This is a genomic window from Neisseria animalis, from assembly GCF_900636515.1.
GTDB classification, from domain to species: Bacteria; Pseudomonadota; Gammaproteobacteria; order Burkholderiales; family Neisseriaceae; genus Neisseria; species Neisseria animalis.
In genome coordinates, this window is the sequence record NZ_LR134287.1 from 1,449,483 (window position 1) to 1,476,457 (window position 26,975).

26 protein-coding genes are annotated in these 26,975 nt (G+C 51.1%); 6 read left to right on the forward strand and 20 right to left on the reverse strand.

Features of this window, described 5'->3' with window-relative positions; all coding sequences use genetic code 11:
* Positions 1-415: 415 nt before the first annotated feature.
* The 9 genes from infB to radC form a co-directional block, all read right to left on the reverse strand.
* Entirely contained in the window at positions 416-3,244 is a 2,829-nt protein-coding gene (gene infB, locus EL111_RS06790; protein WP_123796044.1) for a translation initiation factor IF-2, read from the reverse strand.
* Positions 3,245-3,255: 11 nt separating this feature from the next.
* Positions 3,256-4,755 carry a transcription termination factor NusA gene (gene nusA, locus EL111_RS06795; protein WP_123796045.1) on the reverse strand — a complete coding sequence of 500 codons (1,500 nt, stop codon included), beginning with the start codon at positions 4,753-4,755 and terminating at the stop codon, positions 3,256-3,258.
* A 25-nt stretch (positions 4,756-4,780) separates the two neighbouring features.
* On the reverse strand, positions 4,781-5,212 hold the full coding sequence (gene rimP, locus EL111_RS06800; RefSeq protein ID WP_123796046.1) for a ribosome maturation factor RimP: 432 nt from the start codon (positions 5,210-5,212) through the stop codon (positions 4,781-4,783).
* 338 nt (positions 5,213-5,550) lie between these two features.
* The gene (xerD, locus tag EL111_RS06805) at positions 5,551-6,423 is read right to left on the reverse strand and encodes a site-specific tyrosine recombinase XerD (protein WP_123796047.1); all 873 of its coding nucleotides are present in this window, start codon (positions 6,421-6,423) and stop codon (positions 5,551-5,553) included.
* A 41-nt stretch (positions 6,424-6,464) separates the two neighbouring features.
* A complete protein-coding gene (locus tag EL111_RS06810; RefSeq protein WP_123796048.1) occupies positions 6,465-6,902 on the reverse strand; it encodes a peroxiredoxin in 438 nt (145 codons plus the stop codon).
* A 73-nt stretch (positions 6,903-6,975) separates the two neighbouring features.
* The gene (gene ubiE, locus EL111_RS06815; protein WP_123796049.1) at positions 6,976-7,713 is read right to left on the reverse strand and encodes a bifunctional demethylmenaquinone methyltransferase/2-methoxy-6-polyprenyl-1,4-benzoquinol methylase UbiE; all 738 of its coding nucleotides are present in this window, start codon (positions 7,711-7,713) and stop codon (positions 6,976-6,978) included.
* 126 nt (positions 7,714-7,839) lie between these two features.
* Positions 7,840-8,256, reverse strand: a complete 417-nt coding sequence (locus tag EL111_RS06820; protein WP_123796088.1) for a gamma-butyrobetaine hydroxylase family protein — start codon at positions 8,254-8,256, stop codon at positions 7,840-7,842.
* Entirely contained in the window at positions 8,256-8,495 is a 240-nt protein-coding gene (locus EL111_RS06825) for a cytochrome b6 (RefSeq protein WP_123796050.1), read from the reverse strand. The genes EL111_RS06820 and EL111_RS06825 overlap by 1 nt, the downstream gene beginning before the upstream one ends.
* A 113-nt stretch (positions 8,496-8,608) precedes the next feature.
* Complete coding sequence (gene radC, locus EL111_RS06830; protein ID WP_123796051.1) at positions 8,609-9,301, reverse strand: RadC family protein; 693 nt, start codon at positions 9,299-9,301, stop codon at positions 8,609-8,611.
* 467 nt (positions 9,302-9,768) lie between these two features.
* On the opposite strand from radC, the gene EL111_RS06835 reads away from it, so the two are divergent.
* The 5 genes from EL111_RS06835 (at position 9,769) to EL111_RS06855 (ending at position 15,193) form a co-directional block, all read left to right on the forward strand.
* Entirely contained in the window at positions 9,769-10,893 is a 1,125-nt protein-coding gene (locus EL111_RS06835; protein WP_123796052.1) for an ABC transporter ATP-binding protein, read from the forward strand.
* 15 nt (positions 10,894-10,908) lie between these two features.
* A complete protein-coding gene (locus EL111_RS06840) occupies positions 10,909-11,889 on the forward strand; it encodes an ABC transporter permease subunit (protein ID WP_123796053.1) in 981 nt (326 codons plus the stop codon).
* Entirely contained in the window at positions 11,889-12,782 is an 894-nt protein-coding gene (locus EL111_RS06845) for an ABC transporter permease subunit (RefSeq protein ID WP_123796054.1), read from the forward strand. The genes EL111_RS06840 and EL111_RS06845 overlap by 1 nt, the downstream gene beginning before the upstream one ends.
* Before the next feature lie 107 nt (positions 12,783-12,889).
* Positions 12,890-13,735: a 23S rRNA (adenine(2030)-N(6))-methyltransferase RlmJ gene (locus EL111_RS06850; protein WP_123796055.1), complete on the forward strand. Its 846-nt coding sequence runs from the start codon at positions 12,890-12,892 to the stop codon at positions 13,733-13,735.
* 288 nt (positions 13,736-14,023) lie between these two features.
* Entirely contained in the window at positions 14,024-15,193 is a 1,170-nt protein-coding gene (locus EL111_RS06855; RefSeq protein WP_123796056.1) for an NAD(P)H-dependent flavin oxidoreductase, read from the forward strand.
* Positions 15,194-15,504: 311 nt separating this feature from the next.
* On the opposite strand, the gene EL111_RS06865 is transcribed toward EL111_RS06855, so the two are convergent.
* From EL111_RS06865 to EL111_RS06895, 7 genes are all read right to left on the reverse strand, one after another.
* A complete protein-coding gene (locus EL111_RS06865; RefSeq protein ID WP_123796089.1) occupies positions 15,505-15,765 on the reverse strand; it encodes a glutaredoxin family protein in 261 nt (86 codons plus the stop codon).
* Between the two features lie 19 nt (positions 15,766-15,784).
* Positions 15,785-16,711: an AEC family transporter gene (locus EL111_RS06870; RefSeq protein ID WP_123796057.1), complete on the reverse strand. Its 927-nt coding sequence runs from the start codon at positions 16,709-16,711 to the stop codon at positions 15,785-15,787.
* Positions 16,712-16,792: 81 nt separating this feature from the next.
* A complete protein-coding gene (brnQ, locus tag EL111_RS06875) occupies positions 16,793-18,121 on the reverse strand; it encodes a branched-chain amino acid transport system II carrier protein (protein WP_123796058.1) in 1,329 nt (442 codons plus the stop codon).
* 405 nt (positions 18,122-18,526) lie between these two features.
* Positions 18,527-19,393: a phosphoribosylaminoimidazolesuccinocarboxamide synthase gene (locus tag EL111_RS06880; RefSeq protein ID WP_123796059.1), complete on the reverse strand. Its 867-nt coding sequence runs from the start codon at positions 19,391-19,393 to the stop codon at positions 18,527-18,529.
* Positions 19,394-19,749: 356 nt separating this feature from the next.
* Positions 19,750-20,253 carry a TPM domain-containing protein gene (locus tag EL111_RS06885; RefSeq protein ID WP_123796060.1) on the reverse strand — a complete coding sequence of 168 codons (504 nt, stop codon included), beginning with the start codon at positions 20,251-20,253 and terminating at the stop codon, positions 19,750-19,752.
* Positions 20,253-21,227 carry a TPM domain-containing protein gene (locus tag EL111_RS10790; RefSeq protein WP_269471070.1) on the reverse strand — a complete coding sequence of 325 codons (975 nt, stop codon included), beginning with the start codon at positions 21,225-21,227 and terminating at the stop codon, positions 20,253-20,255. The genes EL111_RS06885 and EL111_RS10790 overlap by 1 nt, the downstream gene beginning before the upstream one ends.
* 91 nt (positions 21,228-21,318) lie before the next feature.
* Complete coding sequence (locus EL111_RS06895) at positions 21,319-21,909, reverse strand: LemA family protein (protein ID WP_123796061.1); 591 nt, start codon at positions 21,907-21,909, stop codon at positions 21,319-21,321.
* Positions 21,910-22,128: 219 nt separating this feature from the next.
* Here EL111_RS06895 and rfbD point away from each other — a divergent pair, with 219 nt between their 5' ends.
* Entirely contained in the window at positions 22,129-22,989 is an 861-nt protein-coding gene (gene rfbD / locus EL111_RS06900) for a dTDP-4-dehydrorhamnose reductase (RefSeq protein WP_123796062.1), read from the forward strand.
* Between the two features lie 804 nt (positions 22,990-23,793).
* Here the strand turns inward: rfbD and EL111_RS06905 are convergent.
* From EL111_RS06905 to earP, 4 genes are all read right to left on the reverse strand, one after another.
* A complete protein-coding gene (locus tag EL111_RS06905) occupies positions 23,794-23,994 on the reverse strand; it encodes a (2Fe-2S)-binding protein (RefSeq protein WP_123796063.1) in 201 nt (66 codons plus the stop codon).
* 155 nt (positions 23,995-24,149) lie between these two features.
* Positions 24,150-24,926: a GIY-YIG nuclease family protein gene (locus EL111_RS06910; RefSeq protein ID WP_123796064.1), complete on the reverse strand. Its 777-nt coding sequence runs from the start codon at positions 24,924-24,926 to the stop codon at positions 24,150-24,152.
* A 293-nt stretch (positions 24,927-25,219) separates the two neighbouring features.
* On the reverse strand, positions 25,220-25,780 hold the full coding sequence (gene efp, locus EL111_RS06915; protein ID WP_123796065.1) for an elongation factor P: 561 nt from the start codon (positions 25,778-25,780) through the stop codon (positions 25,220-25,222).
* 38 nt (positions 25,781-25,818) lie between these two features.
* Entirely contained in the window at positions 25,819-26,967 is a 1,149-nt protein-coding gene (gene earP, locus EL111_RS06920) for an elongation factor P maturation arginine rhamnosyltransferase EarP (RefSeq protein ID WP_231998367.1), read from the reverse strand.
* Between the last annotated feature and the right edge of the window lie 8 nt (positions 26,968-26,975).

Below are 26,975 nucleotides of genomic sequence, written 5' to 3' on the forward strand. Positions count from 1 at the left end.
AGTCTGTTTACCCTGCGGCGGCTGTTTCTCCGGCCGTATAGTCATTGAACACAAAACAATACACAGCGTTGCTGCGTCTTGCTCAAAAAAATATTTGGCCAAACTGCTGAAACAGAAGTCCGCCGCTCCGCACTATCCTTACAGCCTGCAGCCTTATCCCGTTCTGTGTCTTTCGATGATATAGTCATTTAAAATAAGAATGATACAGCGTTGCTTTGCCTTGCCGTACTATGTGTACTGTCTGCGGCTTCGCTGCCTTGTCTCATTCTTATTTTATTCGACTATAAAACTCCTTAACGCATAGTCATTTTTCCCGATATTTCCTTTTGCCTGCCCATGCCTAAATCCGTACCGTAGCAATAAAAAGGCCGTCTGCAAAATCCATTTTTGCAGACGGCCTTTATAAGCTCTTAGATTACAGTGAGCGCGCCACTTCAACAATATCGAAACATTCGATCTGGTCGCCTTCCATGATTTCGTTGTAGCCTTTAATCATCAAGCCGCACTCGAAGCCCATTTTGACTTCTTTCACATCGTCTTTGTAGCGTTTGAGCGATGACAACTCGCCGGTATGGATGACCACGTTGTTGCGGATCAGACGGATATGAGAATCGCGTTTGACCACGCCGTCGGTCACCATACAGCCCGCAATATTGCCGACTTTGGATACGCTGATGACTTGGCGGATTTCCACGGTACCGGTAATCTGCTCTTTTTCTTCCGGAGAGAGCATGCCGCTCATGGCCGCCTTCACATCGTCGATGGCATCGTAAATGATGTTGTAGTAGCGGATTTCCACGTTTTCATTTTCGGCCAGCTTGCGTGCGGAAGCGTCTGCGCGCACGTTAAACCCGATGATAAACGCGCCGGAAGCAATCGCCAGATTGACATCGCTCTCTGTAATGCCGCCGACACCGCTGTGCAATACGTTGACTTTCACCTCGTCGGTGGAAAGTTTTTTCAGACTGCCTGACAATGCTTCGTAAGAACCCTGTACGTCGGCTTTGATGATAACCGACAAGGATTGTGCTTGGTTTTCGCCCATGTTGCTGAACATGTTTTCCAGCTTGGCGGCCTGTTGTTTGGCCAAACGCACATCGCGGTATTTGCCCTGACGGAACAGGGCGATTTCACGCGCTTTTTTCTCATCGGCCAACACCATGGCGTCTTCACCCGCATTCGGCACATCAGACAAACCCAAAATCTCCACCGGAATCGACGGACCCGCTTCGCTAATCGGCTTGCCGTTTTCATCGTTCATGGCACGGATTTTACCGAATGCCGTACCCGCCAGCAGCATGTCGCCTTTGCGCAATGTGCCGCTTTGCACCAGCAAAGTCGCCACCGCGCCGCGGCCTTTGTCCAAGCGGGCTTCGACGATGATGCCTTTGGCCGGAGCATCCGCAGGTGCCGTCAGCTCCAACACCTCGGCTTCGAGCAATACCGCTTCCAGCAAAGCATCGATATTGATACCTTGTTTGGCGGACACATCGACAAACTGGGTCGAACCGCCCCAATCATCGGGAATCACTTCGTGCGCGGTCAATTCTTGACGGATGCGCTCCGGATTGGCGGAATCTTTATCGATTTTATTGACGGCAACCACAATCGGCACGCCCGCCGCTTTGGCATGGGCAATCGCTTCGATGGTTTGCGGCATCACACCGTCGTCGGCAGCCACCACCAGAATCACGATATCGGTTGCTTTCGCACCGCGCGCGCGCATGGCGGTAAACGCTTCGTGACCCGGCGTATCCAAAAAGGTAATCACGCCGCGCGGGGTTTTCACGTGATACGCACCGATGTGCTGGGTAATGCCGCCTGCTTCGCCCTGTACCACTTTGGCACGGCGGATGTAGTCGAGCAGCGAGGTTTTACCGTGGTCAACGTGACCCATAACGGTTACCACCGGCGGACGCGGCAGCTGTTCGGCCTGATCGTGTTCACTGTCGTCACCCAAAAATGCTTCGGGATCATCGGCGGCGGCAGGCTTGCCGATATGGCCCAGCTCTTCCACCACAATCAGAGCCGTATCTTGGTCGATGGATTGGTTGATGGTTACCATCATACCCATCTTCATCAGGGCTTTGACCACTTCCACGCCCTTAACGGCCATTTTATGCGCCAAGTCGGCAACAGTAATGGTTTCAGGCACCAGAACCTCATGTACTACCGGTTCGGTAGGTGCTTGGAAAGCGTGTTGGTTCGGCTCCAGTTTGAGCTGTTTTTTGCCTTTTTTGCCGCTGCGCACGCGCTCGTCCTGACCCGCATGCTGGTTACGTCCGCCTTTGGCATTTTTACCGCCGCGCGGACGGCTGTCCTCATCACGGCTGTGACGGTCGTCTTTTTTACCCCGTCCTGAAGCAGGCGTACCTTTGGCAGCCTCCTGTGTTGCAGATGCAGACGGCTTGGAAGGTTTGGCCGTACGCAATTCTGCCGCTTTGGCTTCTTTCGCAGTTTTTGCTTCGGCCGCAGCTTGAATTTTGGCAGCTTCGCGACGCGCCTGACGCTCTTGTTTCTCTTTCAACAAGGCTTCCTGATGTGCGCGCAAAGCAGCAGCACGCCGCTCTTCTTCCGCACGCCGCTCGGCTTCTTCCGCATTAACCACCGGCTGGGGAGCAGCCGGAGCAGCAGATGCTTTTTTTGCTTCCTTCTCTTTGGACGGCTTCTCCTGCTTGGCTTTATTGGCGGCTTTAGGTTTGTCTTCAGCCTTTTCGGTTTTGACCGTTTGCTCTTGCTGTGTTTTTTCTTCGGCTGCATGTTCTTGTGCAGCCGATTTTGCCTCTTTGGCTGCTTTCAGTTTTGCAGCTTCCGCTTCGGCTTCAGCTTTTGCTTTCGCTCTTTCTGCCGCAGCGCGTTCCTGCTCCGCAGCAGCCTCTGCTTTCGCTGCCGCAGCCGCTTCTGCTTCTTGGGCAGCCTTTTGAGCCTCTGCTTTTGCTTTGGCTTTGGCTTCCGCGGCCAATTCTTCCGCCGAAGGAATGGTTACCGAACGTCCGCGACGGCGGGTTTCCACTTTCACGCCGTCAACGGTGCTGACCTCGGTTTTGGTGCGGCGGATACTGATGGTTGCATTATCGCTGCCGTTTTGCTTTTTCAAGTATTGGGCCAACAGCTGTTTGTCTTCAAAAGTCAAAGAGTCTCCGCCGCTGCTTTTGTTCACACCTGCATCTTGCAGTTGCTTCAATAATACGTCGACGGATTTATTCATTTCGGCGGCAAATTGTTCTACGGTTGTGTTACTCATCTGTTACCCCCTCAGTTGTTTTCTTCGGTAAACCAGTGTTCGCGCGCCGCCAAAATTACTTTTTTGGCTTCTTCTTCGGTTACACCCGTAATTTCAATCAGTTCGTCCACCGCCAGTTCGGCCAAATCATCGCGGGTTGCGATACCGGCCTGTGCCAAATCGCGCAGCATGTCCGAATCCAAACCTTCCAGATTGCGCATATCTTCCGATACGTCGGCCAGTTTTTCTTCGGAGGCAATAGCCAAGGTTAGAATGGCATCGCGGGCACGGTTACGCAGCATTTCAACGATTTCTTCGTCAAAGCCGTCGATTTCCAGCATTTCTGCAGCCGGAACGTAAGCAACTTCCTCCAAAGTGGCAAAACCTTCCTGAACCAACACATCTGCCGTGTCTTCATCGACATTCAGATGGGTAACGAACAGGTTGCGGATTTCCGCATCTTCCGCCGCATTGCGCTCGTCTGCTTCGGCTACAGTCATGATGTTCAACTGCCAGCCGGTCAAATCCGAAGCCAAACGTACGTTTTGACCGCCGCGGCCAATCGCCAATGCCAACTGGTCTTCCGCCACAATTACATCCACCGCACGTTTTTCCTCATCAATCAGAATACGGCTGACTTCCGCAGGAGACAATGCGTTGATGACGAACTGTGCGGTTTCCGGAGACCACAGCACCACATCGATGCGCTCGCCCGACAATTCATTGCTTACCGCATTGACGCGCGAACCGCGCACGCCGATACAGGTGCCTTGCGGGTCGATACGCTGGTCATTGGCTTTTACCGCTACTTTGGCACGCTGACCGGGGTCGCGGGCAACCTCGCGGATTTCCAACAGGCCGTCTGCAATTTCCGGCACTTCCTGTTCATACAGCTTGGTCAGAAAATCACCGGAAGTCCGGCTCAAAATCACTTGTTTGCGGCCGGTATTGCCGATTTCGTCCACACGGAGAAACAACGCACGAACTCGGTCACCGTTACGGAAATTCTCGCGCGGAATCATCTGATCGCGAGGCAGCAGCGCGTCCAAACGGCCGATTTCGATAATCGTACCATGACGCTCCACACGCTTAACCGTACCCATGATAATATCTTCACAGTTTGCCAAAAACTCATTTAAAATCTGCTCGCGCTCCGCATCACGGATACGCTGCAAAATAATCTGCTTCGCAGTTTGTGCCGCCTGACGGCCGAAACCTTCGTTTTCCAACTGCTCTTCATAATATTCGCCGATTTGGATTTCGATACCCGGGACTTCCTCTTGGATTTCCTCAATGGTTTTCTCCACATCGGGATAAGTGTAATCCTCGTCTGCCACAATCAACCAACGGCGGAATGTACGGTACGCTCCGGTATCGCGGTCGATTTCCACGCGCACATCCATATGCTCGCGGTCGGCTTTTTTCTTGGCTGCCGTAGAAAGCGCAAACTCCAAAGCCTGAAATACGACTTCTGCCTCTACATTTTTCTCACTGGCCAATGCCTCGGCCAACTGTAACATTTCGCGACTCATTGCAGAATCTCCATACTTATGATTTTTAAAATTTAAACTCGGGACGCAGGCGTGCTTTGTCGATATTGCCGATTTCGATATCGGCGGTTTTACCATCGAAAGAAACCGTTACCACTTCATTTTCACACTTCTCAATCCGGCCGATAAAATTCTTCTGTCCGTCAATCGGAAGGCGTGTTTTGATTTTTGCCTGCTGCCCGGCAAAACGCACAAAATCAGCAGCTTTTTTCAACGGACGGTCCAACCCCGGACTGGAAATTTCCAAGCGTTTGTAATCAACATCTTCAACCATAAACACACGGCTCAAATGGTTGCTGACCGTTGCACAGTCTTCAACCGTAATACCGCCTTCTTTATCGATAAACACACGCAAATCCCCTTGCGCCGTCAGCTCGAAATCCACCAGCTCGTAACCCAAGCCCGGCAGGGTTTTATCCAGAATATTTTGAATATCCATGCTGCTCCAAAGTACAAAAACAAAAAAATGGCCCCATGGCCATTTTTCCTGAAATCTGAAAAATTGGTTTATTATAACTCTTTTAAACCAAAAAGAAAAGTTTTGATTTAAAATATATTTTTGAAACGCACCAATACTTTTCACTCAAGACAAAAGCGCCCGCCCGCGCTATCCGAAATAATCGGCAAATCATTATCTTAAATAAAATCATAGCGATACCGTCCGCAAGCGAGGAAGCGCAATGAAAACCGCGATATTCCGAAACCCTTGATACACTTTCAACAACCCGATTACCCGCTTGCTCTCTTTCTTATATTTTGCAGACGGCCTGATGAGGCTTAATTTCGTGAATGGTGTTCTTTTACCGTTTGTTGCAGCCTTTGATTGGCAACATGGGTATAAATCTGCGTGGTACTCAAATCGGCATGACCGAGCATGGCCTGCACGGAACGCAAATCTGCCTGCCCGTTTACCAGATGTGTGGCGAACGCATGGCGCAAACCGTGCGGACTAAGCTCCTGAATACCGGCTGCCGCTGCGTATTCTTTAACAATCATCCACGCAAGCTGGCGCGTCATGCCGCTGCGCTTCTGGCTGACGAAAAATGCATCGCACAGTCTGCCTTTCAATAATTGGGGACGCGCTTCACGCTGGTAACGCTCCAGCCATTCCACAGCATCTTCGTTCATCGGGATTTCCCGCTGCTTACCCCCTTTGCCGATAAGGTTGACACGTCCTCGCTGGAAATCCAAATTATCGGGAGTGAGTTTTACTGCTTCGGACACCCGTAATCCTGTGGCATACAGCAGTTCCAAAAAGGCTTTGTCCCGCATGCCGTGTACCGTGCCGGTATCGGGAGCGGCCAGCATGGCATCGATTTGCGCTTCACTGATGAGCTTGGGCAGTTTTTGCGCCAGTTTGGGCGCGCGCAGCTCTTTGGTCGGATTTTCGCTGCGGCGGCCGATTTCTTCCAGCCATGCGTACAGCCGCTTGCAAGCAGACAAAGCCCGCGCCTGCGAACTGGTTTTTTCTTGTGGGGCGTAAACGGCTTCTGCCAATACTAAACTGTCGGCACTCAGCCAGTCGTGTCCGCTCTCGTTCAGCCGCGCGGCAATCTTCTCCAAATCGCGGCGGTAACCATTCAGGGTATTGTCACTCAAACGCCCCATCAGCCAGAGATGTTCGAGGAAGACATCAGTTAAATCGTTCATACTGATATGCCGTCTGCATTTTACAGACGGCCTTTTCCTCCTCAACGGCTTAAAGTATCCAATACTTCCTGTGCATGACCCGCTACTTTGACTTTGCGCCATTCGTGGCTGATTTCGCCTTTTTCATTGAGCACAAAAGTGCTGCGTTCGATTCCCAACGATTCTTTGCCGTAAAGTTTTTTCAGCTTGATGACATCAAACTGTTTGCAGACAACCTCATCTTTATCACTCAACAACTCAAATTGGAACCCTTGTTTGGCACAAAAATTCTGATGAGCTTTCACCCCATCGCGCGAAATACCGACCACCGTATAGCCGAGTGCTTTAAATTGTTCCAAACGGGCATTAAAGTCCAAACCTTCGGTCGTGCAGCCCGGGGTACTGTCTTTAGGATAGAAGTACACCACCAGCGGCAGATGGTCGGCCGCCCGAAAATCGCTGCCGCTGCTGGAAGGAAGGGTAAAATCGTAAGTTTGCATGGTTTTATCCTTATTGAGTTGCTGTTTTTTTGAAAAAGCCGTCTGCAATTCAGACGGCTTGATGCGGATTCAATCAGAATTTCACGCCCTTATGCAGCGCAACAATGCCCGCGCTCATATTGTGGTAATCCACGCTGTCGAAACCGGCATCCAGCATCATTTGTTTCAGCGTTTCCTGATCGGGGTGCATACGGATAGATTCAGCCAGATACTGATAGCTGTCGGCATCTTTGGCAATCAGCTTGCCCATCACCGGCAAAAGTTTGAAAGAATACAGATCGTAAACGCCTTCAAGCGGTTTGTAGACTTTGGAAAACTCCAACACCAGCAGCGTACCGCCCGGTTTCAATACGCGGTGCATTTCTTTCAATGCACGGTCTTTGTGCGTCATGTTGCGCAAACCGAAGGCAACGGAAACGAGGTTGAAATAATTGTCGGGAAACGGCAGCTTTTCCGCATCCGCCAGCGATACCGGCAGAATCACGCCCTCGTTCAACAGACGGTCGCGACCGACGGTGAGCATGGAGGAGTTGATGTCGGTCAGCCACACTTCGCCTTCTTTGCCCACGCGCTTGGCCCAGCCGCGCGACAAATCGCCCGTACCACCGGCGATGTCCAGCACTTTGTCGCCTTTTTTCAGGCGGGCGGTATTGATGGTGAAATGTTTCCAAACGCGGTGCAGACCGCCGGACATCACATCATTCATGATGTCGTAGTTTTTCGCTACCGAGTGGAACACTTCGGCGACTTTGCCGGCTTTTTCACTTTCATCAACAGTACTGAAACCGAAGTGGGTTTTTTGGTCACTCATAATTTCTGCTTTCTTTTAGGGTCTTAGCCCGCAATAATATCCAATCAGATAAAATAAAAAGGCATTTTGCAGACGGCCTGCCATCATCGGGCCATCTGCAAAACGGTATCGCTGTCATTTCGATGTTCAACGGCTTCCGCATCCGCCGCCGCAGGCATGAACACCTGCCGTCTGTTCGGCATGATTGTCCGGCAGACGCGATGCTCCTGATTCCTGCAAGCGTTTCAGGTAATCCGCCCACATTTCGTCATATCCGTAAGCCAAACGGTGCAGATAAGGCCAATCGTACAAACCGCTGTTGTGGCCGTCTGAAAAAGTGATTTTCAGCGCGTACCGGCCAACCGGTTCCAAGTCCGTAACGGTAACTTCCGACTTGCCCGTCTGCAACACTTCCTGCCCCGGCCCGTGCCCCCGCACTTCGGCGCTGGGCGAGTACACGCGCAAAAATTCGGCTGGGAGGATTTTTTGCTCGCCGCCGTAAACCAATACCAATACGGCACGGTTTTGCTGCAAACGGATTTCTTCCGGGATAGCTGTCTGCATCATGATGATTTCTCAAATTGTTTGCGGAGTATGGCCACACGCAGGGAAAATGCGCCGCCCAGCACGGCAAACAACACCAGCGCATACAGCGATATACGTATGACTGCCAACTGCTGCGCCGCTGTTATACCGAACGGAATGATGCTGACTGCCGCAAACACCAAAAATGCCGACAACATCAATCCGATACAGGCAAAGGCATAATAGGTATTCGCCTTGACTTTTGCTTGCAACGCCATTATCCGTACCGTTTTTCAAAACGCCATTTTAACAGCTTTGTCTGCGAATTTCGACAAGCAGATGAATGATTGCGGCAAACACCGCCGGCCAATGCCGTCTGCATTTCGGAAAGTTATTCGGACGGCATTCCGTCCAACCAGCCGCCGCCGCGCATGGAGCAGCTTTCGTTTGCGGTAATAATAAAATGATCGAGCAGATCGATTTCCACCAAATCCAATGCCCGCTGCAAACGGCGGGTAAACAATATATCGTTTTCAGACGGCATGGCCGTGCCGCCCGGGTGGTTGTGGGCAATAATCACCGCACTGGCATACTCCTCCAAGGCCAGCTTCACCACCTCACGAATATAAACGGTATTTTCCGCAACCGTCCCGCGCGACAATTCCTTCGCACCAATCAACTGATTCTGGCTGTTGAGCAACAGCGCGGTACTGACTTCGACTTTCTCATGCCCCAAATGCAGCCGCAGATAATCGGCAACCGCACGGGGATTGTTCAACACCACGCCCTGCTGCAACTCTTCGCTGAGTATCCTCCGGCCGATTTCCTTCACCACGGCAAACTGGGTAAAGCTCGCCGTTCCCATGCCTTTATATCGGGAAAGCACCCGCGCCTCGGCACTCATCAGCCTGCCCAAACTGCCAAACTCATTCAACAGATAACGCGCCAAATCTACCGCACTCATGCCGCGCGTACCCACCCGCAACAAAATCGCCAGCAGCTCGGCATCACTTAACACCCCCGCCCCACGTTCCAACAATTTCTCACGCGGCCGCTCCCCTTCAGGCCAATGTTTGATACTCATCACATCTCCTTTTTTATGCTTTTGTTATGATTGACTTACAGCCTGCTAGATACCAAACACCACCCTACCGATGCAAGCCGGAAAGGTATTTGGAAACAAAAGCGTTGTATTCCTGCCATCATTTGAAAAAAACAAGTTTTCACGGCAAGTTTGTTATTGCCCTGATACGGCATAGACTAATATAATCGCGGGTTTGTTTGAAAAGGTTTGAAACAGCCTCTTCCGGCACCCGTTCGGGATTTATTCTGCCTGATCATTCACAAACTTACTCAACTTTCGGGCTGCTTTCGAAATCCGTTTCAGAAACGCCCAAAAACCGTGCTGACCGTGCGCTTCACAAGGTTTTGCAGACGGCCTTTTCCCGAACATTGCCGTCTGCAAAACCTCCAGCAATCAAACAGCTTTTTATCACCCTTTCGAAAATCCGTTTTGCCGGTACTCGTTATAAATTTTGGAGTATTGCCATTATGACCGCACATACTGCGTCTTCCGCCAAACCTTATCTGCAAATCCAAGGTCTGGTGAAAAAGTTTGGTGACAATTACGCTGTCGATAACATCGACTTGGACATCTACAAACATGAAATCTTTGCGCTTTTGGGCAGTTCCGGCAGCGGCAAATCCACGCTGTTGCGTATGTTGGCCGGCATGGAGATTCCCAATCAGGGCAAAATTATTCTGGACGGACAAGACATTACCAAACTTGCTCCGTACGACCGCCCCATCAATATGATGTTCCAAAGCTACGCGCTGTTTCCGCACATGACGGTGGAGCAAAACATTGCTTTCGGCCTGAAACAGGACAAAATGCCAAAAGGGGAAATCGACGCGCGCGTGGAAGAAATGCTGCGCTTGGTGCAAATGACCAAATTTGCCAAACGCAAACCGCACCAACTGTCCGGCGGCCAGCAGCAGCGTATCGCTTTGGCACGCAGCTTGGCCAAACGTCCGAAAATCCTGTTGCTTGACGAACCTTTGGGCGCGTTGGATAAAAAACTGCGCCAGCAAACCCAATTCGAGCTGGTGAATACGCTGGAGCAAGTGGGCGTAACCTGCATCATGGTCACACACGACCAAGAAGAAGCCATGACCATGGCCACCCGAATCGCCATTATGTCCGAAGGCCAGCTGCAACAAGTCGGTACGCCTGCCGATGTCTATGACTACCCGAACAGCCGCTTTACTGCCGAATTTATTGGCGAAACCAATATTTTCGAGGGTGTGGTTGTTGAGGATCACGCCGATTATGCGGTTATCGAGTGCGATGGCTTGGAAAACCATGTCCGCATCGATCATGGTTTGGGCGGCCCTGCCGAACAGGATTTGTGGGTCAGCATCCGTCCCGAAGACATTGATTTGTACAAGGAAAAGCCCGAACATTTGGGCGACTTCAACTGGGCGAAAGGTACGGTAAAAGAAATTGCCTACTTGGGCAGTTTCGCCATCTACCACATCAAACTTGCCAACGGCCGGGTGGTGAAAAGCCAAGTTCCCGCACCTTATTGGTATGTGCAGAACCTTACTCCGCCCACTTGGGACGAAACCGTGTACATGAGCTGGCCGGAAAACCAGCCGACTCCGTTGTTCCGCTGATCGGAGGGCGATGAAATGAACTTCCTGAAAAAACTCAAAAACAAACCGCCGCGCCAAAAAGGGCAGCGTGCCGTCATCGCCGTACCGTATATCTGGCTGCTGGTGTTTTTCCTGATTCCGTTTGCGATTGTGCTGAAAATCAGTTTTGCCGAACAGGAAATCGCCATTCCGCCGTTTACACCGTTGACAACAGTTGATGAAGATTTAGGCCGTCTGAATATTGCCATCAGTTATCAGAATTATGCCGACATCTTCCAAAACTTTTGGGCAACGCTGGGGCAGATGCTCAATCCGTTCAGCGGCAGCAACGGCGACAACATTTATTTGCTGACTTACTGGTCTTCGATTAAAACCGCTTTGACCACTACCGTCATCTGCCTGCTGATTGGCTATCCGACCGCTTATGCCATCTCCCGCGCCAATCCGTCTATCCGCAACGGACTGCTGCTGGCCATCATGCTGCCGTTTTGGACATCTTTCCTGCTGCGCGTTTACGCGTGGATGGGGCTGCTCGGCCACAACGGCATCATCAATAACTTCCTGCTGAAATACGGCATTATCAGTGAACCGCTCGACCTTTTTTACAACGCATTTTCCCTGAATCTGGTCATGGTGTACGCTTACCTGCCGTTTATGATTCTGCCGCTGTACACCCAACTGGTGAAACTGGACAGCCGCCTGCTCGAAGCCGCTTCGGATTTGGGCGCCGGTCCGATCAAATCGTTTTTCACCATTACCCTGCCGCTGTCGAAAACCGGCATTATTGCAGGTTCGATGTTGGTGTTTATTCCTGCCGTCGGCGAGTTTGTGATTCCCGAACTGGTCGGAGGCTCGGAAAACTTGATGATCGGTAAAGTATTGTGGCAGGCATTCTTCGATCAGAACAACTGGCCGCTGGCTTCTGCCGTTGCTGTGGTGATGGTGATACTGCTGGTGATTCCGATTGCGCTGAACCACCGCCAAAATAACCGTGAAATCAAAGAAGGAGGCAGATAATGCAGAAAAACAAACTTTCTTGGTTTCTGAAGCTGATGCTGTTACTGTCGATAGCATTTCTGTATATACCGCTGTTCGTTCTCGTGATTTATTCGTTCAACGAATCCAAGCTGGTAACCGTTTGGGGCGGTTTCTCAACCAAATGGTATGCCGCACTGGTTCAAAACGATACCATTCTCGAAGCGGCATGGCTGTCGCTGCGGATTGCGCTGGTTTCCTCGCTGGCTGCCGTCATACTCGGCACGCTGGCAGGTTATGCCATGGCGCGTATCAAACGCTTCCGCGGCAGCACCCTGTTTGCCGGTATGATTTCCGCACCGATGGTTATGCCTGATGTGATTACCGGCTTGTCGATGCTGCTGCTGATTATCCAAGTACAAATGTTCCTGCAAAACAGCGAACTGCTGTCTTGGCTCTATTTCGACCGCGGCTTTTTCACCATCTTCCTCGGCCATACCACATTCTGTATGGCATACATTACCGTGGTTATCCGTTCGCGCCTGATCGAACTGGATCAATCCTTGGAAGAAGCCGCGATGGATTTGGGCGCACGTCCGTTAAAAATCTTTTTTGTGATTACCCTGCCGCTGATTGCTCCGGCCATTGCTTCGGGTTTCCTGCTGGGCATTACGCTGTCGCTTGACGACTTGGTCATTACCTCATTCCTGTCCGGCCCGGGTTCGTCCACGCTCCCTCAAGTGATTTTCTCGAAAATCAAACTTGGTCTCGACCCGCAGATGAACGTATTGGCCACCATTTTAATCGGCGTTATCGGTACGCTGGTTATCGTCGTCAACTACTGGATGATGCGCCAAGCCACCAAACGCGAACGCGAAGCGGCTGAAGCCTACCGTCAGGAAAAACTTGCCGTAGAAAAAGCCGCACAATCCTAATCTTTGCCCATCTCAAGGCTGCCCGAACCGGCAGCCTTTTTTCTATCCGTTATCTATCTTCCCATTCTATTATATAATCCTGCTTTATTTTCAGACGGCATCTACCTATGCTCAGCTACCGCCATGCTTTCCATGCCGGCAACCATGCCGATATGCTCAAACATTTCACCCTATACTTGGTTCTGAATTATTTCAACCGCAAAGACAAACCCTATTGGTATATCGATACGCACAGCGGCGCAGGCTTATACGACCTGAACAGCACCGAAGCACAAAAAGTCGGCGAATACCGTCAGGGCATCGGCCGTCTGCAACAAGCAGCAAACCTGCCGCAAGAATTGCAGGCATTCTTAAGCCGTCTGCAAACCATATTGCCGCAATCCGGCCTCTATTGCGGCTCTCCGTGGCTGGCACAGGCGGAAATCCGGGAAAGCGACAAAATGCGGATGTTCGAGTTGCACCCTGCCGATTTCCAACATCTGCAAAACAATATGCGCGAAGCCCGATTAGGAAAACGCTGCCTGCTTGCCCAAGCAGACGGCTATCAAGGGCTGATTTCCTTACTGCCGCCGCCATCTCGCCGTGCCGTAATCCTCATCGATCCGCCTTATGAAGAAAAACAAGATTACCAGCGGGTTATCCAAACGCTGAAAGAAGCCCAAAAACGCTTTGATTCGGGCTGCTACCTGATTTGGTATCCCTGCCTGAGCCGTGAAGAGAGCCGCAAACTCCCCGAACAACTGAAAAAATTATCACCGCAAAACTATCTGCACACCGAACTGCACGTCCACAGCCCGCGTGCAGACGGCTTCGGTATGCACGGCAGCGGTATGTTTGTCATCAATCCGCCCTATCTGCTCGCGGAACAGCTCAAACAAAACCTGCCCGCGCTTAGCGAAACACTGGCTCAAGACCAGGGCGCGCATTTCGTTTTGGATCATCAAATCAAATAATCCTGCCACACAAAACACAAACGCCCCTCACCCCCAATTTTCCCTCTATGGCCGTCTGCAAAACGATAACAAGAATTTGCAGACGGCCTTATAGCTTCCAAAACTTCCCAAGCATAACCAATTAAAACTGCTACACTTTTTCCAATCAAACCGATTATTTTAGATTTTTACTCTAAAATTTTTGTATCTTTACTCTAATCTTAGAAAAAATAGAGTATAATGCCTAAAATTTTAAAGCATGATTCATATACCGCACATCCATCATTGAAAATCTACAAGGAAAAACATATGCAGCATCCGTTCGAGCCTCTGGTTATCCGTGGCAAATCCCTGATTCCCATCGTACAAGGCGGCATGGGCGTCGGCGTCTCCGCGTCCGGACTTTCCAGTGCGGTTGCCCGCGAAAACGGCATCGGCACGATTGCCAGCGTGGACTTGCGCCATCTGCATGAAGATTTGCTGGCCGAGTCCAAAACCAATCCCAGTGAAGAAAAATATACCCGTCTGAACAAGATCGCACTCGATCGGGAAATCCAGAAAGCCAAAGCTGCTTCCGGAGGCAAAGGCATGATTGCCGTCAATGTCATGAAAGCCGTTAAAGACCACGCCGCCTATGTCCGCCAAGCCTGCGAATCCGGCGCGAATGCGGTGGTCATGGGCGCGGGATTGCCGCTGGATTTACCGGAAATGACCGAAGGCTACCATAAAGATGTTGCCCTGTTTCCCATCTTGTCCGAATCGCGCGGCATCAACATCGTTTTGAAACGCTGGATGAAAAAAGGCATTCTGCCTGATGCCATCGTTATCGAACACCCTGCCCATGCTGCCGGACACTTGGGCGCGGCAACCGTAGCCGGAGTCAATGATGCCAAATTTGATTTCAAACGCGTTATCGAAGAAACTTTTGAAGTTTTCAAAAATTTAGGTTTGGAAAACGAGAAAATCCCGCTGGTTTTGGCCGGCGGCATGGCAAATTTTGAAAAAATCACCACCGCACTGAAAACTTGGGGCGCAAATGCCGTACAAATCGGTACTGCTTTCGCCGTTACCCACGAAGGCGATGCCCATCTGAATTTCAAGAAAACCCTTGCCGGAGCGGAAACGGAAAAAGTTGTAGAATTTATGTCGGTAGCAGGTTTGCCCGCACGCGGTGTCCGCACTCGTTTTTTAGACAGCTACATCAAGCGTGAAGACAAACTGCAAGCTGCGGCCAAAGCCGACCCGCGCCGCTGCACCCAAGGGCTGAACTGCCTGACCACCTGCGGCTTGCGCGACGGTTTGGACAAAGCCGGCCAATTCTGTATCGATATCCAGCTTGCTGCCGCATGGCGTGGAGAAGTCGATAAAGGGTTGTTTTTCCGAGGAAAAGATCCCCTGCCTTTCGGTAATGCTATCCGCAGTGTCCGTGAAACCATTCACTATCTGCTGCATGGCACACAACCACTGCCAAACGTCTGAACCTAATACAAAAGGCCGTCTGTAAATTTGTAAGCATCATGCTTGCAAATTTATAGTCGAATAAAATGAGAATGAGACAAGGCAGCGAAGCCGCAGACAGTACAGATAGTACGACAAGGCAAAGCAACGCAGTATCATTCTTATTTTAAAAGACTATACAGACGGCCTTTTCATAGCCGAAACACACAAATAAGACAGGCAGCAAAACCGCAGGCACACAAACGGTACAAAAAGCGTAGCAACGCCATATCAGCCTGACAAAACAGCTATACCACGCCCGAAAGCCCTGCTTGCAATCCCCGCCAATGTGTCTATGTGTTTGATGACGGTAGGCCGTACACCCGAGTAAAATGCTCCTTCAGCCGTTCTCCGTCTAAAAACCAATGGCAAATTTCCGTTTCCCCATCTAACAATACGGGCACCAGTTCATCATATTTCTGCTCCAAAACCGGATCTTCGTCCACATCAACGACTTCCAACTCAAATCCGTACTCTGCCTGATAAGGCATAAGCTGCTCGCGCATATTGTGGCACAAACTGCAATATTCCCGAAACATCAATGTCAGCTTCATCATTACCCTTTCTTCTCACTCAATGCGCCATCAATAACAATACCAAAGAAATCGGCACAATGGATAATACCGTTGCTAAAAGCATTGCCCCCGATGTCTCTTTGGCAAAACCGTTCAATCCGCCAAAAAGCGCATACAGACTTGCCATCGGCGTGGTTGCAAACAATACGCCGGCAAACAGCATTTCATCATTCGCTCCGGCCAGCCACAAGCACAACCCCACCAGCAGCGGGCACATCAGCAGCTTTCCTGCCGCCACCACCATCATATCGCCGACATTGCCGCGTATGCTCAAGCCATAAAGATTACCGCCAATCATAAACAGCGCCAGCGGCGTTGTGGCGGCCGCCAGCATGGACGATAATTTTTCAACAAAAAGAGGCAGCGGCAACCAGCCCAATGCAAACACCATGGCAACTGGCATGGCAACAATAATCGGATTGCCTGACAGGTTTTTCACAATTTTCAGCAGCAAGGTGCGCGCATTCGTTCCCCTGCCCTTACTCCAATCCAAAAACGCAAACAGCAACGGAAAAATCAACAGACTCTCCGTCAAAACATTCATCGCAAAATACACCGCCGCCGAAGGACCGATGGCCATCAGCAGCAACGGATACCCGATGAATCCGGAGTTGGACATCCCCACCGCGAAACCATTCAGCACCGCCAAAGTCGGCGGCAGCTTCCGCCAACGGCTCACCTGCCAACCGATAAAAAACGCCAATACCGAAGCAGCCGAATAGCCGTAAAAATATTCCGGCTTGAACACTTCTGCCATCGGCCGCGTGGCAATCGCATTAAATACCAGCATAGGCATACCGATACGCACGACAAACTTACCCAAACCGTTGAGCTGTTCTTGGGTAAAAAACTGCCGCCGCATGGCAGCATAGCCGACAAAAATCGCCAGAAAAACCGGAGCGATGATATGGAAAATAGCCGTCATATCCAGTCCGAAAAAAGAAAAAGCCGTCTGAAAACCGGAAAAGCAAACTTCCGGTATTTTCAGACGGCTTTCACACCATGTTTACGCTTTCTTTTTCAGTGCCGCATTTAAAATACAGCCCAACACAAAACCGGCAACCGCAGGCAACGCCCAGCCCAAACCGAGGCTGTAGCCCGGCAGCGCGCTGTTGATGGCGGCGGCAGTCTCTTCGCTGAAACCAAATGCCGTTTTATAAGCGTCCAGCAGGCCGACAATCAACGTCGCAAACATCGTGCAGATATACACAATGCGGCTGCCACCGAAGAACTTGTCCAAAAACGCCAGCAGGATAATGACCACAGTCAGCGGATACAGCAGCATCAATACCGGAATCGAAAAGCTGATGATGCCCGCCAAACCTTTGTTTGCCAAGCCCATAGACACCAAAGTGAAAATAACCACGAAGGCTTTGTATGAAATGCCCGGGCATAAGCGGTTGAAATATTCTGAACAGGAAGTAATCAGACCGACTGCGGTACTCAAACACGCCAAGAACACAATAATGCTCAACAGGATATTGCCGCCCGTACCGAAATACGCCTGCGCTGTTTTCGACAATACCGCCGCACCGTTTTCCTGCATACCCAAACCGGCAACGCTGGTTGCGCCCATATAACCGATCAGCAGATACACAATGGCCAAACAAGAAGCAGCCACCACACCGGCAATCGTTGTGGTACGCAACAGCTCGGCTCGGTTGTCCACGCCCATCGCGCGCACCGCATCAATCACGATAATGGCAAACACCAGCGAGGCCAGCGCGTCCATCGTACCGTAACCTTCCAAAATACCTTTGGCCAACGGCTGGGTGGCAAACTCTCCCTCAGCAGGAGTCAGCGCGCCCATAGGATTAAACGCCGCATAGCCCACCAGAATGGCAATCGTCACCAACAGAGCGGGCGTCAGGATTTTACCGATACGCTCCACCAGCTTGCCCGGAGAAAGCGACAGCCAAAATGCCACACCGAAGAAAAACAGGCTGAACAAAGCCAAGCCCAAAGTTTTGTTTCCCTCACCGATAAACGGCACCACACCAATTTCAAAGGAAACCGTAGCCGTACGCGGCGTGGCAAACAACGGGCCGATAGACAAATACAGCGCGGCGGCAAAAGCAATGCCGTACCACGGCGTGACACGCGAAGCCAAAGCCTGCACATCGCGCGAGTTGGAATAACCGATGGCAATCACGCCCAAAAGCGGCAAACCCGCACCGGTCAGCAAAAAGCCCAGCATGGCGGAAAACCAGTTTTCACCTGCCTGCTGGCCTAAAAAAGCGGGGAAAATCAAATTACCCGCGCCAAAAAACAACGCAAACAGCATCAGGCCTACCGCCCACAATGATGCTTTTTGGTTTCCCATTGACGAATTCATATGACACCTGTTTTTCTTATTAAATTGCTCATGCTACATTGGCAGCCTGTTGCCTGCAAAATGTAAACCTATGACAAGAATAGTCAAAAAATCGATAATATTCAACCGATTTCTTGCTCCAAGTTTCGATTTTCCAATCAAAGGCCGTCTGCAAAACGATATATTCTTTTATTTTCAAACAACTATCACAAACCTCCCCAACAAGAAAACCACAGCTTTCCGCAACGGGCTTCCGCCGCAAACTCCCCCTATTGCAACAATTCCGGCCAAAAAAACAACCGGACGGCCAAAGCCGTCCGGCAAATATCATCGAATAACACAGAACAAGACCGCACAGCCTCAAACAATACGGACAGTACGGCAAGGCTCGGCAACGCGGTATCACTCGGTGTCAAATAACTGTGGTCATGAATTGCCGCTCAACAGATTCAAGGCTTCCCGATATTTTTCTACCGTTTTTTCCACCACATCTGCCGGTACGCGGGGCGCCGGTGCCTGTTTGTTCCAGCCGCTCTGTTCCAGCCAATCGCGGATAAACTGCTTGTCGAAAGACGGCGGGTTGCTGCCTACCTGATATTGGTCGGCCGGCCAAAAACGGCTGGAATCCGGCGTTAACACTTCGTCCATCAGGGTCAACGTACCGTTTTCGTCCAAACCGAATTCAAATTTGGTATCACAAATAATAATACCGCGCGATTTGGCGTATTCCGCCGCTTCGGTATAAAGCTGAATCGCTTTGTCGCGCACTTGTGCGGCCAGCTCTTTGCCGATAATGGCTTCGCACTGCTCGAAACTGATGTTTTCATCATGATCGCCGACTTCCGCTTTGGTTGACGGTGTGAAAATCACTTCGGGAAGCTGCTGCGCCTCCTGCATACCTTCCGGCAGCTTGATGCCGCAAACCGAGCCGGTTTTCTGATAATCTTTCCAGCCGCTGCCTGCAAGATAGCCGCGCACGATGGCCTCGACTTTTACCGGCTCGAGCCGCTTCACCACCACGGCACGTTTTTCCAGCTTTTCCGCTTCCTCCTGCGGCAAAACGTCGTAAACGCTGTCGCCGGTAAAATGATTCGGCATAATGTGGCTGAGTTTGCCAAACCAGAAATTGGAAATCTGCGTCAGGATTTCGCCCTTACCCGGAATCGGGTCGTCCAAAATTACGTCAAACGCCGATAAGCGGTCGGAGGCAACCATCAGCATACGTTTGTCATCAATGGCATACAAATCGCGGACCTTGCCGGAATAGATATTTTTCAAGCTGATTGCAGACATTTCAAATCTCTTGTTTGGTCGGAAAAGACCTTATTTTAGCCGAATTCGGTGAAACCGTGGCGGATTGTTTGCAAAATGCCGTCTGCAAAATTCGCCCATCAAGTCTTTACCGCTACACCGCATTTTGCAGACGGCCTTTGCACCAAGCTGTCGCAGTATTATAGTCGAATAAAATGAGAATGAGACAAGGCAGCGAAGCCGCAGACAGTACAGATAGTACGACAAGGCAAAGCAACGCAGTATCACTCTTATTTTAAAAGACTATACATTGAATATTGCCGTTTTGCGCTCATGGGGAAGGGAATGTTCCGTTTTGTGTTGTGATGAAACAGAAACTGCCTGCACCCGTCAGGCCGTCAAACCAATACCACATCGTCAGCCAAATTATCCGACTGACTCCGATGCGGAAAATGCTCGCGCAACAAAGCGTCCACCTGCCGCAAGCCTTCTTCCAAACCTGCGGTATAACGCCCTTCACGGAACGCCTGCCCCATGGTGCTGCAAATATGCTGCCAACACTCGTGCGGCACTTTGCGGCTGATGCCCCTGTCGGCAACAATCTCTACTACACGGTCGGCAAACGATACATACACCAGCACGCCGCTGTTATGCTCCGTATCCCATACTCCCAATTCCCCAAACCATTGCAAGGCGCGGGTATGCGGCTCGATACCGGCCAGAATGTCGCTACTGCGGTAACGAGACTCCACCACAAAACGTATCTGCCCGCCGTGATTTTGTTCGGAGCGGGCAATTTCTCCGCTTATACGCTGCAAAACATCGGTGGGAAACAGTTTCTCTACCCGCATACGCGGATATTGCCAATGCTGCCACAAGCGTTTGAATGTATTGCTTTCCATTACCAACCTCCCGAGGCACCGCCGCCGCCGAAACTTCCGCCCCCGCCGCGAAAACCGCCGCCCATGCTTCTGCCGCCGACACGACCGCCGTACGAACCGCCGCCGAAGCCGCCGTTGCCCCAACCGCCTCTACCGCCTCCGCCCGATACAAACGCGCTGCTGCCGACCACAAAGGTAATCACAGCACCGCCCGCACCGGCCAAGACTGCCGCCCACCAAGCCCAGCCGAACAGCAAAGCCAGTCCGAATAATATACCTCCGGCCACACCACTGCCCAATACTCTGCCAAACAGCGATTTGAGCAGGCTGCCGAAGAATACCGGTATGATGAGCATGAGCGTCCACACATCAACTTCTTCCTCATGCTCTGCCGTCTGCACCGGCGGCAGGCTTTCTCCTGCGATCAGTTTCTCAATCTGCACCACCGCCGCTGCGATGCCCTCATCGGTACGGCCTTGTTGGAGATACGGGCGCAAAACATCTTCCAAAATCCGTTTGGCATAAACATCGGGAACAGCGCCCTCCAAGCCGCGCCCAACGGCCAGATGCGTTTTGCGTTCGTCGCGCACCAGTAGCAGCAACACGCCGTCGTTGATGTCTTTTCTGCCCAACTGCCAGCTTTCCATGACCCTGAATGCGTAGTCAAACGGCGTTTCCGGTGCGATGTTCGCTACGGTCAACACTGCAATCTGACTGCCATTTTCCCGACTGTACGCCCGCAAATGTTCGTCCAGCTCGGCACGCGCTTGTTCGCTCATCATGCGCGCGGTATCCGTTACCGGCGCAACCAGCGGCGGCACTGCTGCCAAGTCTGCGGCAAACAGCGTGATGCTGCACAAAAGCGCAGCCAATGCCGCCGCTGCTTTCTGCCAAACTGTCTGCATGATTTCCTGTCTCCCTCCACCTATTTGCAGACGGCCTTGTCTGTCTCGAAGGCCGTCTGCAAAACCAAACATCAGGCTTGTCTCTTCCACGCCGCGCCGATACCGAACTTTAGCCGGCCATATCGGATATTGTCTTTTCAAAACAAAATACTACCCGATAGATTTCTTTGCGGAAAACGGTTTAAAATTCCACTTTGGGCGCATCGGAAACGGCTTTTTCATTTTCAACGCTGAAATTGGCGCGGGTTTCCATACCGAAAATTTTTGCGGTGATGTTTTGCGGAAATTGGCGCAAAGTCGTGTTATATGTCTGCACGGCTTTGATATAGCCATTTCGCGCCACGGCGATACGGTTTTCCGTTCCTTCCAACTGCGCCTGCAAATCGCGGAAATTCTGGTCGGCTTTCAACTGCGGATAGTTTTCCGATACCACCAGCAGGCGGGATAAAGCTCCGCTCAATTCGCCCTGCACTTCCTGAAACTGCTTCAGCTTTTCAGGGTTCGCCGCGTCCTCCGCGCTCAACTGCACGCTGCCTACCCTGCTGCGCGCTTCGGTTACTTTGGTCAGCACCTCTTCTTCATGCGTGGCATAGCCTTTTACCGTATTCACCAGATTCGGAATCAAATCCGCACGGCGTTGGTACTGGTTCAATACTTCCGACCATGCCGCATTTGCCGCTTCGTCCTGCGCCTGCATGGTATTGTATCCGCAACCGCTCAAGCCGGTCAGGGAAGTCATCACGGCGATTGCCGCCAGCCATTTTTTCAACATTGTGTTACTCCGTAATCTGTTTATGTTCCGTATCATCATATTTGCAGACGGCATTTTATGGCTCAAGCCGCCTGAAATTCCGACAAAGTATAGCGCAAATGCCGACAAACAGGTAAAGCAGACAAAAAAATGCCGTCAAAGCCCGCTGCCGTCTGCAAATTGCTCTATAATGAAACCGAACACTTTCGCGTTGACACCAAACTTTTAGGAGAAGCCTGAATGCGTATTCTATTAACCGGCTCCAAAGGCCAACTCGCCCGCTGCTTCCGCGACCGTCTCCCCGAAAACTGGGAATTAATCGCCACCGATTCCTCCTCTTTGGACATTACCGATGTTGAAGCAGTCCAACAAATGGTACAAAGTTTCCAGCCTGATGCCATTGTGAATGCCGCCGCCTATACCGCAGTCGATAAAGCCGAAAGCGAGAGCGGCAGCGCGTTTGCCGTCAATGCCGCCGCCGTACACAACCTTGCCGCCGCCGCCCGTGCGGTACACGCCCGCTTTATCCATGTTTCTACGGATTATGTGTTCGACGGCAACGGCAAAGTGCCCTACCGCGAATGCGACTGCCCGAATCCGCAAAGTGCCTACGGCCGCTCCAAACTGGCCGGCGAGCTGCTGGCACTGAACGCCAATCCCGACAGCGTCATCGTCCGCACCTCATGGCTGTTCAGCGAATACGGCAACAATTTCATGAAAACCATGCTGCGCTTGGCGAGCGAACGGGACAAGCTGTCGGTAGTCGGCGACCAATACGGCTGCCCGACCTACGCGGGCGATTTGGCCTCCGCGCTGATTGCCTTGCTGCACCAGTCTTCCGCACGCGGTATTTTCCACTATGGGGGCAATAAATCGGTAAGTTGGTTTGAGTTTTCCCAAGCCATTTTCCAAACCGCGTCCGAAAAAATCGAAGGCTTCAAAATCCCCGATGTCAAAGCCGTTGCCAGCAGCGAGTATCCTACGCCCACCCCGCGCCCCGCATACAGCGTATTAGACTGCCGTCGTATCGAAAGCGAGGTTGGCGTTAAAGCCTCCGACTGGCGCAAGGCATTGGCCGAAATCATCGGCAAGCCGGAATAATCCTACGGGTTGGCAGCAGCACATCGCCGATACCTTATTCTCCTCAGGCTTCGCTGCCTGCCGTCTCCAACCCATCGCAAAAAGCCGGCAAAAAGCCGTCTGCAAATCAGCATACCGAATCTCCAAGTTTCTGATACGCTGTTTTGCAGACGGCTTTTTTATGCTCGAAATACCTGTTTTGTCATCAAACCGTCATCTTAGCGGTTTATATTACGCCCACCGCAAACCACAAATGTTTGCATTCGTGCATACAGAAAACAACCGCAATTTACCTTTTCCGCCTTTTCATGACCGCCAAAACCCCGTATGATAGCCAACATAACATCTCACAATAGACAGCGAAAAAACCATTTAAAAAAGCAATTTTCGCCATTCTACATTGATTGCAACAGCGAACAGCAATCTTCCCCGGGCAGGCTCTGCCAATCTTCCGAATATTCAGATAAACGCGCAACCGCCGCCCTCCGATAACCTGTTCGTGCAAATTAGAAAGGAAACCTTATGCAACACCGCAGACGTTTAGCCATTTTTCAAGCCGCCAAACGCGCGCCGTTTACCGGCAAACCCGTTGAAACGCCGGCAAAACCGGCCGTCCGATAACCTTTTTGCAGCATGGTCTGCATACCCCATCATGCAAAAAAAGCCGTCTGAAAATGTCAGACGGCTTTTTTGCAAATCCTGAATGTACGCGGCATACGGCAAATTGAAAAACGGAAAGCCCGTGTCGGCAACACCGACAGCAACGGTATGAATAAATGATATTTTTATTGGTGATTATCCGTGCACAAACGGCGGCAAACCCAATCAGCGTTGTACGTTGATGACTGCGGTAATGGTTGTCTGCACTTGATTTGCTGCCAAGAAAGATGAAGCCAGTTCGCTACAGCAGCCGCAACAAGTCGCCACCCCCAACTGCGCCTGCAAATCGCTCATGGTCGAAGCACCCGCAGCGATGGTTTCTTTGATTTCTCGATCGGTTACGGCATTACAGATACATACAAACATGATGTGCTCCAATTCATTTATATAAAACAAATGAGATTCAGTTTTATTCTTTTATAGAAATATAAATAAAAACTGTTTGCATTGCAACCGCACAATACCGCTTTTTTATTGGATTTTTTCTATTGTTTTTTTCGTTTCGATAAAGTTATTTAAAATTAAAATAATGCTTCCAAATCTGATGCTTGCTTGTTCTCTGTCGGCATCAGGTTCGGCATATAAACCCAACCTTCGACAATATTGTTTACTGCCCACTCCCGACAGCCGCTGCCGCGCAGATAATATTGCGGATAGCAGACATCGCCGTGAAACTCGGCATAAATCCAATTTTTCTTCGTCTGCGTACCGAATTGCACAGCAATCGGGGATTGCGCGGGCAGCACTGCGATAACTTCGCAATCTGTAGAAGGACACGTTCTCATATTGACATCTTCCAAAGCCGACATTTCCGAGATTTCAGTCCGCCCCACCAACTCTCCGTTCGGACGCTCCGACGCATAACGGAACACGACCCACACCACCAACAATAATGCTGCCGATACGATTGTACCCCACAAGAAATGCCGTTTTTGCAGACGGCCTGACGGCGGTGGAGAAAGCATTTGTCGGCTGCCCGACAAGCCCGAACGCAAATCCTGCGCTTCAATCAAATATTTTCCAGCACAATAATTCAGCACTTCGGCCGCTTCATCAACGGTACAGGCAAAAAATTCCCGCCCGCCGTTTACCCGCCGCCCGGATAAGGCATCATGAGCGGCCTTTTCCACTTCGCGATACCGGTAACAGCGTAATTGATACGCCACTTCAAACGGATAGGCCACGCCTGTGCCGTACAGTTCCTTCGCCCGTTGCGAGGGCCGGTTTTTGGTAAATCCGATTTTCACCAAGCCGGGCATACCCCGATTGGTCAAAATATAGACCCAACCTTGTTTCACGATTTTTCCTTTGTGGTGTTTCCGGCAGTCAAAACGTCCGAATTGTTGCGTCCGTCAACATACCGCGTGTCCGTTTCTATTCCGACTGCCGCCATGATGATCGGACATCACTTGATTCCATATTCAACCTTGACTTCTGACTCATAAAACCAAATATCGAAGTAGCAAACAATATGCGCCAAACCGCTTTTTGCTGATGAAAAAGCCGTCTGAAAAATGGATTTTCAGACGGCTTTTTGTATCATACCGGCAATTGTGGTGCAAGAAGCTGCCCACATACCGGGGGTTTGGCATTAAGCGCGTTTGCGGAATTCGCCGGTACGGGTATCGATTTCGATTTTGTCGCCGTTTTCGATGTATGCCATCACTTGGATTTCTGCGCCGCCTACCAAACGTGCGGTTTTCATCACTTTGCCTGAGGTATCGCCTTTAACAGCAGGCTCGGTGTATTCCACTTCGCGGACGATGATGGTCGGCAGCTCTACGGAAATCGGGTTGCCTTCGTAGAAGGTAACTTCGCATTGGTCTTCCATGCCGTCTACGATGAATTTCAGCGCGTCGCCGATGTTTTCGGCTTCAATTTCGTATTGGTTGAATTCTTCGTCCATGAAGACGTACATCGGATCGGCAAAGTAGCTGTAAGTACAGTTTTTGCGCGACAGTACGACTACGTCGAATTTGTCGTCGGCTTTTACGATGGTTTCGCTGGCTGCGCCGGTCAGCAGGTTTTTCAGTTTCATGCTGACTTTGGCAGAGCTGCGGCCGCCTTTGATGTATTCGGTTTTTTGTACGACCATCGGGTCGCTGCCGATCATGAACACGTTGCCGGCGCGCAGTTCTTGTGCTGTTTTCATAATGTGTATTCCGTTTGTTTGAATGAAAAATAAACGCGTTATTTTATCTTATCTTCTGTGAATTTGGCTAGCTTTTCTAATGCGCTGTGCTGCCCGAACAGAAACCGCCGCCATGCTTCCGCGCCGTGCTGCCATGCCTGATGGTGTTCGTGCAGGATTTGCCAATTTTGCAGACGGCCTTCGGCGCTCAGGGGCATACCACCGTTTAATTCGTCCGACAAGGCTTGGTGGGCAAGGAAAAGTTCGGGGGGATAAACGCTTGCCGTCCGCTGCCAAAAAGCGTGCAGTTTTTCCAAATGGATATTTTCGTTTTGCGGGTAGATGTGCCAGAGAAAAGGCTTACCGGCAAACTGTGCGCGGACAAAACTGTCTTCGCCGCGTATGATCATGCCGTCTGTAAAATGCAGCAGTTGGTCGAAATCCTGCTGCGGTACAAACGGTATCTTAATCAGGCGCAAGCATTCTGTTTGGTAAACATCGCCATCATTCTGCAGTGCATGTTCGGGCAGGATACCTTCCGCTTTCAGGCTGTCGGCGATTTGATGTCCGGCCAGCAGCAGGGCCATCGGCTTGCCGTATTGTCGCCAAGTTTCCAGCCATTTCGCCCATATCGGGCTGTGGTAGCCGAACAGCAGCCATTCCCTGCCGCTTTTTTCCGGTAATCCGAGCTGCACACGGAAATCACGGCTTCCGAGCACAGTATCCGCATAATTACGCTCCCGTATCAGGCCGCCGCTTTTTTCGGAGAAGCCCATAAACCAGAAATATTTGCGGCTGCCGTCTCCCAACAGCGATGGCATAAGGTGCAGCCGCTCGTTGCTTTCTTCCGCACTCAAATATTCCCAGTTCAGCCACAGCGGTTGCTTCTCGCGGATAACCGACAATACGTTCGGCGGCAAATCGCAGGCAAAGGTCTCAATCACAATCTTCGGGGCAGGCAATACATCAATATCTTCGGCGGATTCGGGCTGCCAGCGGTGTATCTCGATTTGCCGATAACGACATGGCGCGGGCGGCAAATCCGGGCAGATGGTCTGTAATGCCGCCATCTCGTCAACCCAAAGATGTACCTGCCAGCCCAACTCGCGGCAAAGTGCTTGCGCCAGCCGCCACGATACGCCGATGTCGCCGTAGTTATCGATAACATTGCAAAACAGCCAGCAAGCCGGTTTGTTTTCAGACGGCATATTCATCT

What these genes read in the sequence shown, in the direction of transcription:
- EL111_RS06855 (WP_123796056.1), top strand. Translation starts at nt 14,024, where the DNA reads ATGCAGCATCCGTTCGAGCCTCTGGTTATCCGTGGCAAATCCCTGATT.
- earP (WP_231998367.1), bottom strand. Translation starts at nt 26,967, where the DNA reads ATGCCGTCTGAAAACAAACCGGCTTGCTGGCTGTTTTGCAATGTTATC.
- EL111_RS06865 (WP_123796089.1), bottom strand. Translation starts at nt 15,765, where the DNA reads ATGAAGCTGACATTGATGTTTCGGGAATATTGCAGTTTGTGCCACAAT.
- infB (WP_123796044.1), bottom strand. Translation starts at nt 3,244, where the DNA reads ATGAGTAACACAACCGTAGAACAATTTGCCGCCGAAATGAATAAATCC.
- EL111_RS06880 (WP_123796059.1), bottom strand. Translation starts at nt 19,393, where the DNA reads ATGTCTGCAATCAGCTTGAAAAATATCTATTCCGGCAAGGTCCGCGAT.
- nusA (WP_123796045.1), bottom strand. Translation starts at nt 4,755, where the DNA reads ATGAGTCGCGAAATGTTACAGTTGGCCGAGGCATTGGCCAGTGAGAAA.
- EL111_RS06845 (WP_123796054.1), top strand. Translation starts at nt 11,889, where the DNA reads ATGCAGAAAAACAAACTTTCTTGGTTTCTGAAGCTGATGCTGTTACTG.
- ubiE (WP_123796049.1), bottom strand. Translation starts at nt 7,713, where the DNA reads ATGAGTGACCAAAAAACCCACTTCGGTTTCAGTACTGTTGATGAAAGT.
- EL111_RS06820 (WP_123796088.1), bottom strand. Translation starts at nt 8,256, where the DNA reads ATGCAGACAGCTATCCCGGAAGAAATCCGTTTGCAGCAAAACCGTGCC.
- EL111_RS06850 (WP_123796055.1), top strand. Translation starts at nt 12,890, where the DNA reads ATGCTCAGCTACCGCCATGCTTTCCATGCCGGCAACCATGCCGATATG.
- EL111_RS06885 (WP_123796060.1), bottom strand. Translation starts at nt 20,253, where the DNA reads ATGGAAAGCAATACATTCAAACGCTTGTGGCAGCATTGGCAATATCCG.
- EL111_RS06840 (WP_123796053.1), top strand. Translation starts at nt 10,909, where the DNA reads ATGAACTTCCTGAAAAAACTCAAAAACAAACCGCCGCGCCAAAAAGGG.
- EL111_RS06870 (WP_123796057.1), bottom strand. Translation starts at nt 16,711, where the DNA reads ATGACGGCTATTTTCCATATCATCGCTCCGGTTTTTCTGGCGATTTTT.
- rimP (WP_123796046.1), bottom strand. Translation starts at nt 5,212, where the DNA reads ATGGATATTCAAAATATTCTGGATAAAACCCTGCCGGGCTTGGGTTAC.
- EL111_RS06810 (WP_123796048.1), bottom strand. Translation starts at nt 6,902, where the DNA reads ATGCAAACTTACGATTTTACCCTTCCTTCCAGCAGCGGCAGCGATTTT.
- brnQ (WP_123796058.1), bottom strand. Translation starts at nt 18,121, where the DNA reads ATGAATTCGTCAATGGGAAACCAAAAAGCATCATTGTGGGCGGTAGGC.
- radC (WP_123796051.1), bottom strand. Translation starts at nt 9,301, where the DNA reads ATGAGTATCAAACATTGGCCTGAAGGGGAGCGGCCGCGTGAGAAATTG.
- EL111_RS06905 (WP_123796063.1), bottom strand. Translation starts at nt 23,994, where the DNA reads ATGTTTGTATGTATCTGTAATGCCGTAACCGATCGAGAAATCAAAGAA.
- rfbD (WP_123796062.1), top strand. Translation starts at nt 22,129, where the DNA reads ATGCGTATTCTATTAACCGGCTCCAAAGGCCAACTCGCCCGCTGCTTC.
- EL111_RS06835 (WP_123796052.1), top strand. Translation starts at nt 9,769, where the DNA reads ATGACCGCACATACTGCGTCTTCCGCCAAACCTTATCTGCAAATCCAA.
- EL111_RS06895 (WP_123796061.1), bottom strand. Translation starts at nt 21,909, where the DNA reads ATGTTGAAAAAATGGCTGGCGGCAATCGCCGTGATGACTTCCCTGACC.
- xerD (WP_123796047.1), bottom strand. Translation starts at nt 6,423, where the DNA reads ATGAACGATTTAACTGATGTCTTCCTCGAACATCTCTGGCTGATGGGG.
- efp (WP_123796065.1), bottom strand. Translation starts at nt 25,780, where the DNA reads ATGAAAACAGCACAAGAACTGCGCGCCGGCAACGTGTTCATGATCGGC.
- EL111_RS06825 (WP_123796050.1), bottom strand. Translation starts at nt 8,495, where the DNA reads ATGGCGTTGCAAGCAAAAGTCAAGGCGAATACCTATTATGCCTTTGCC.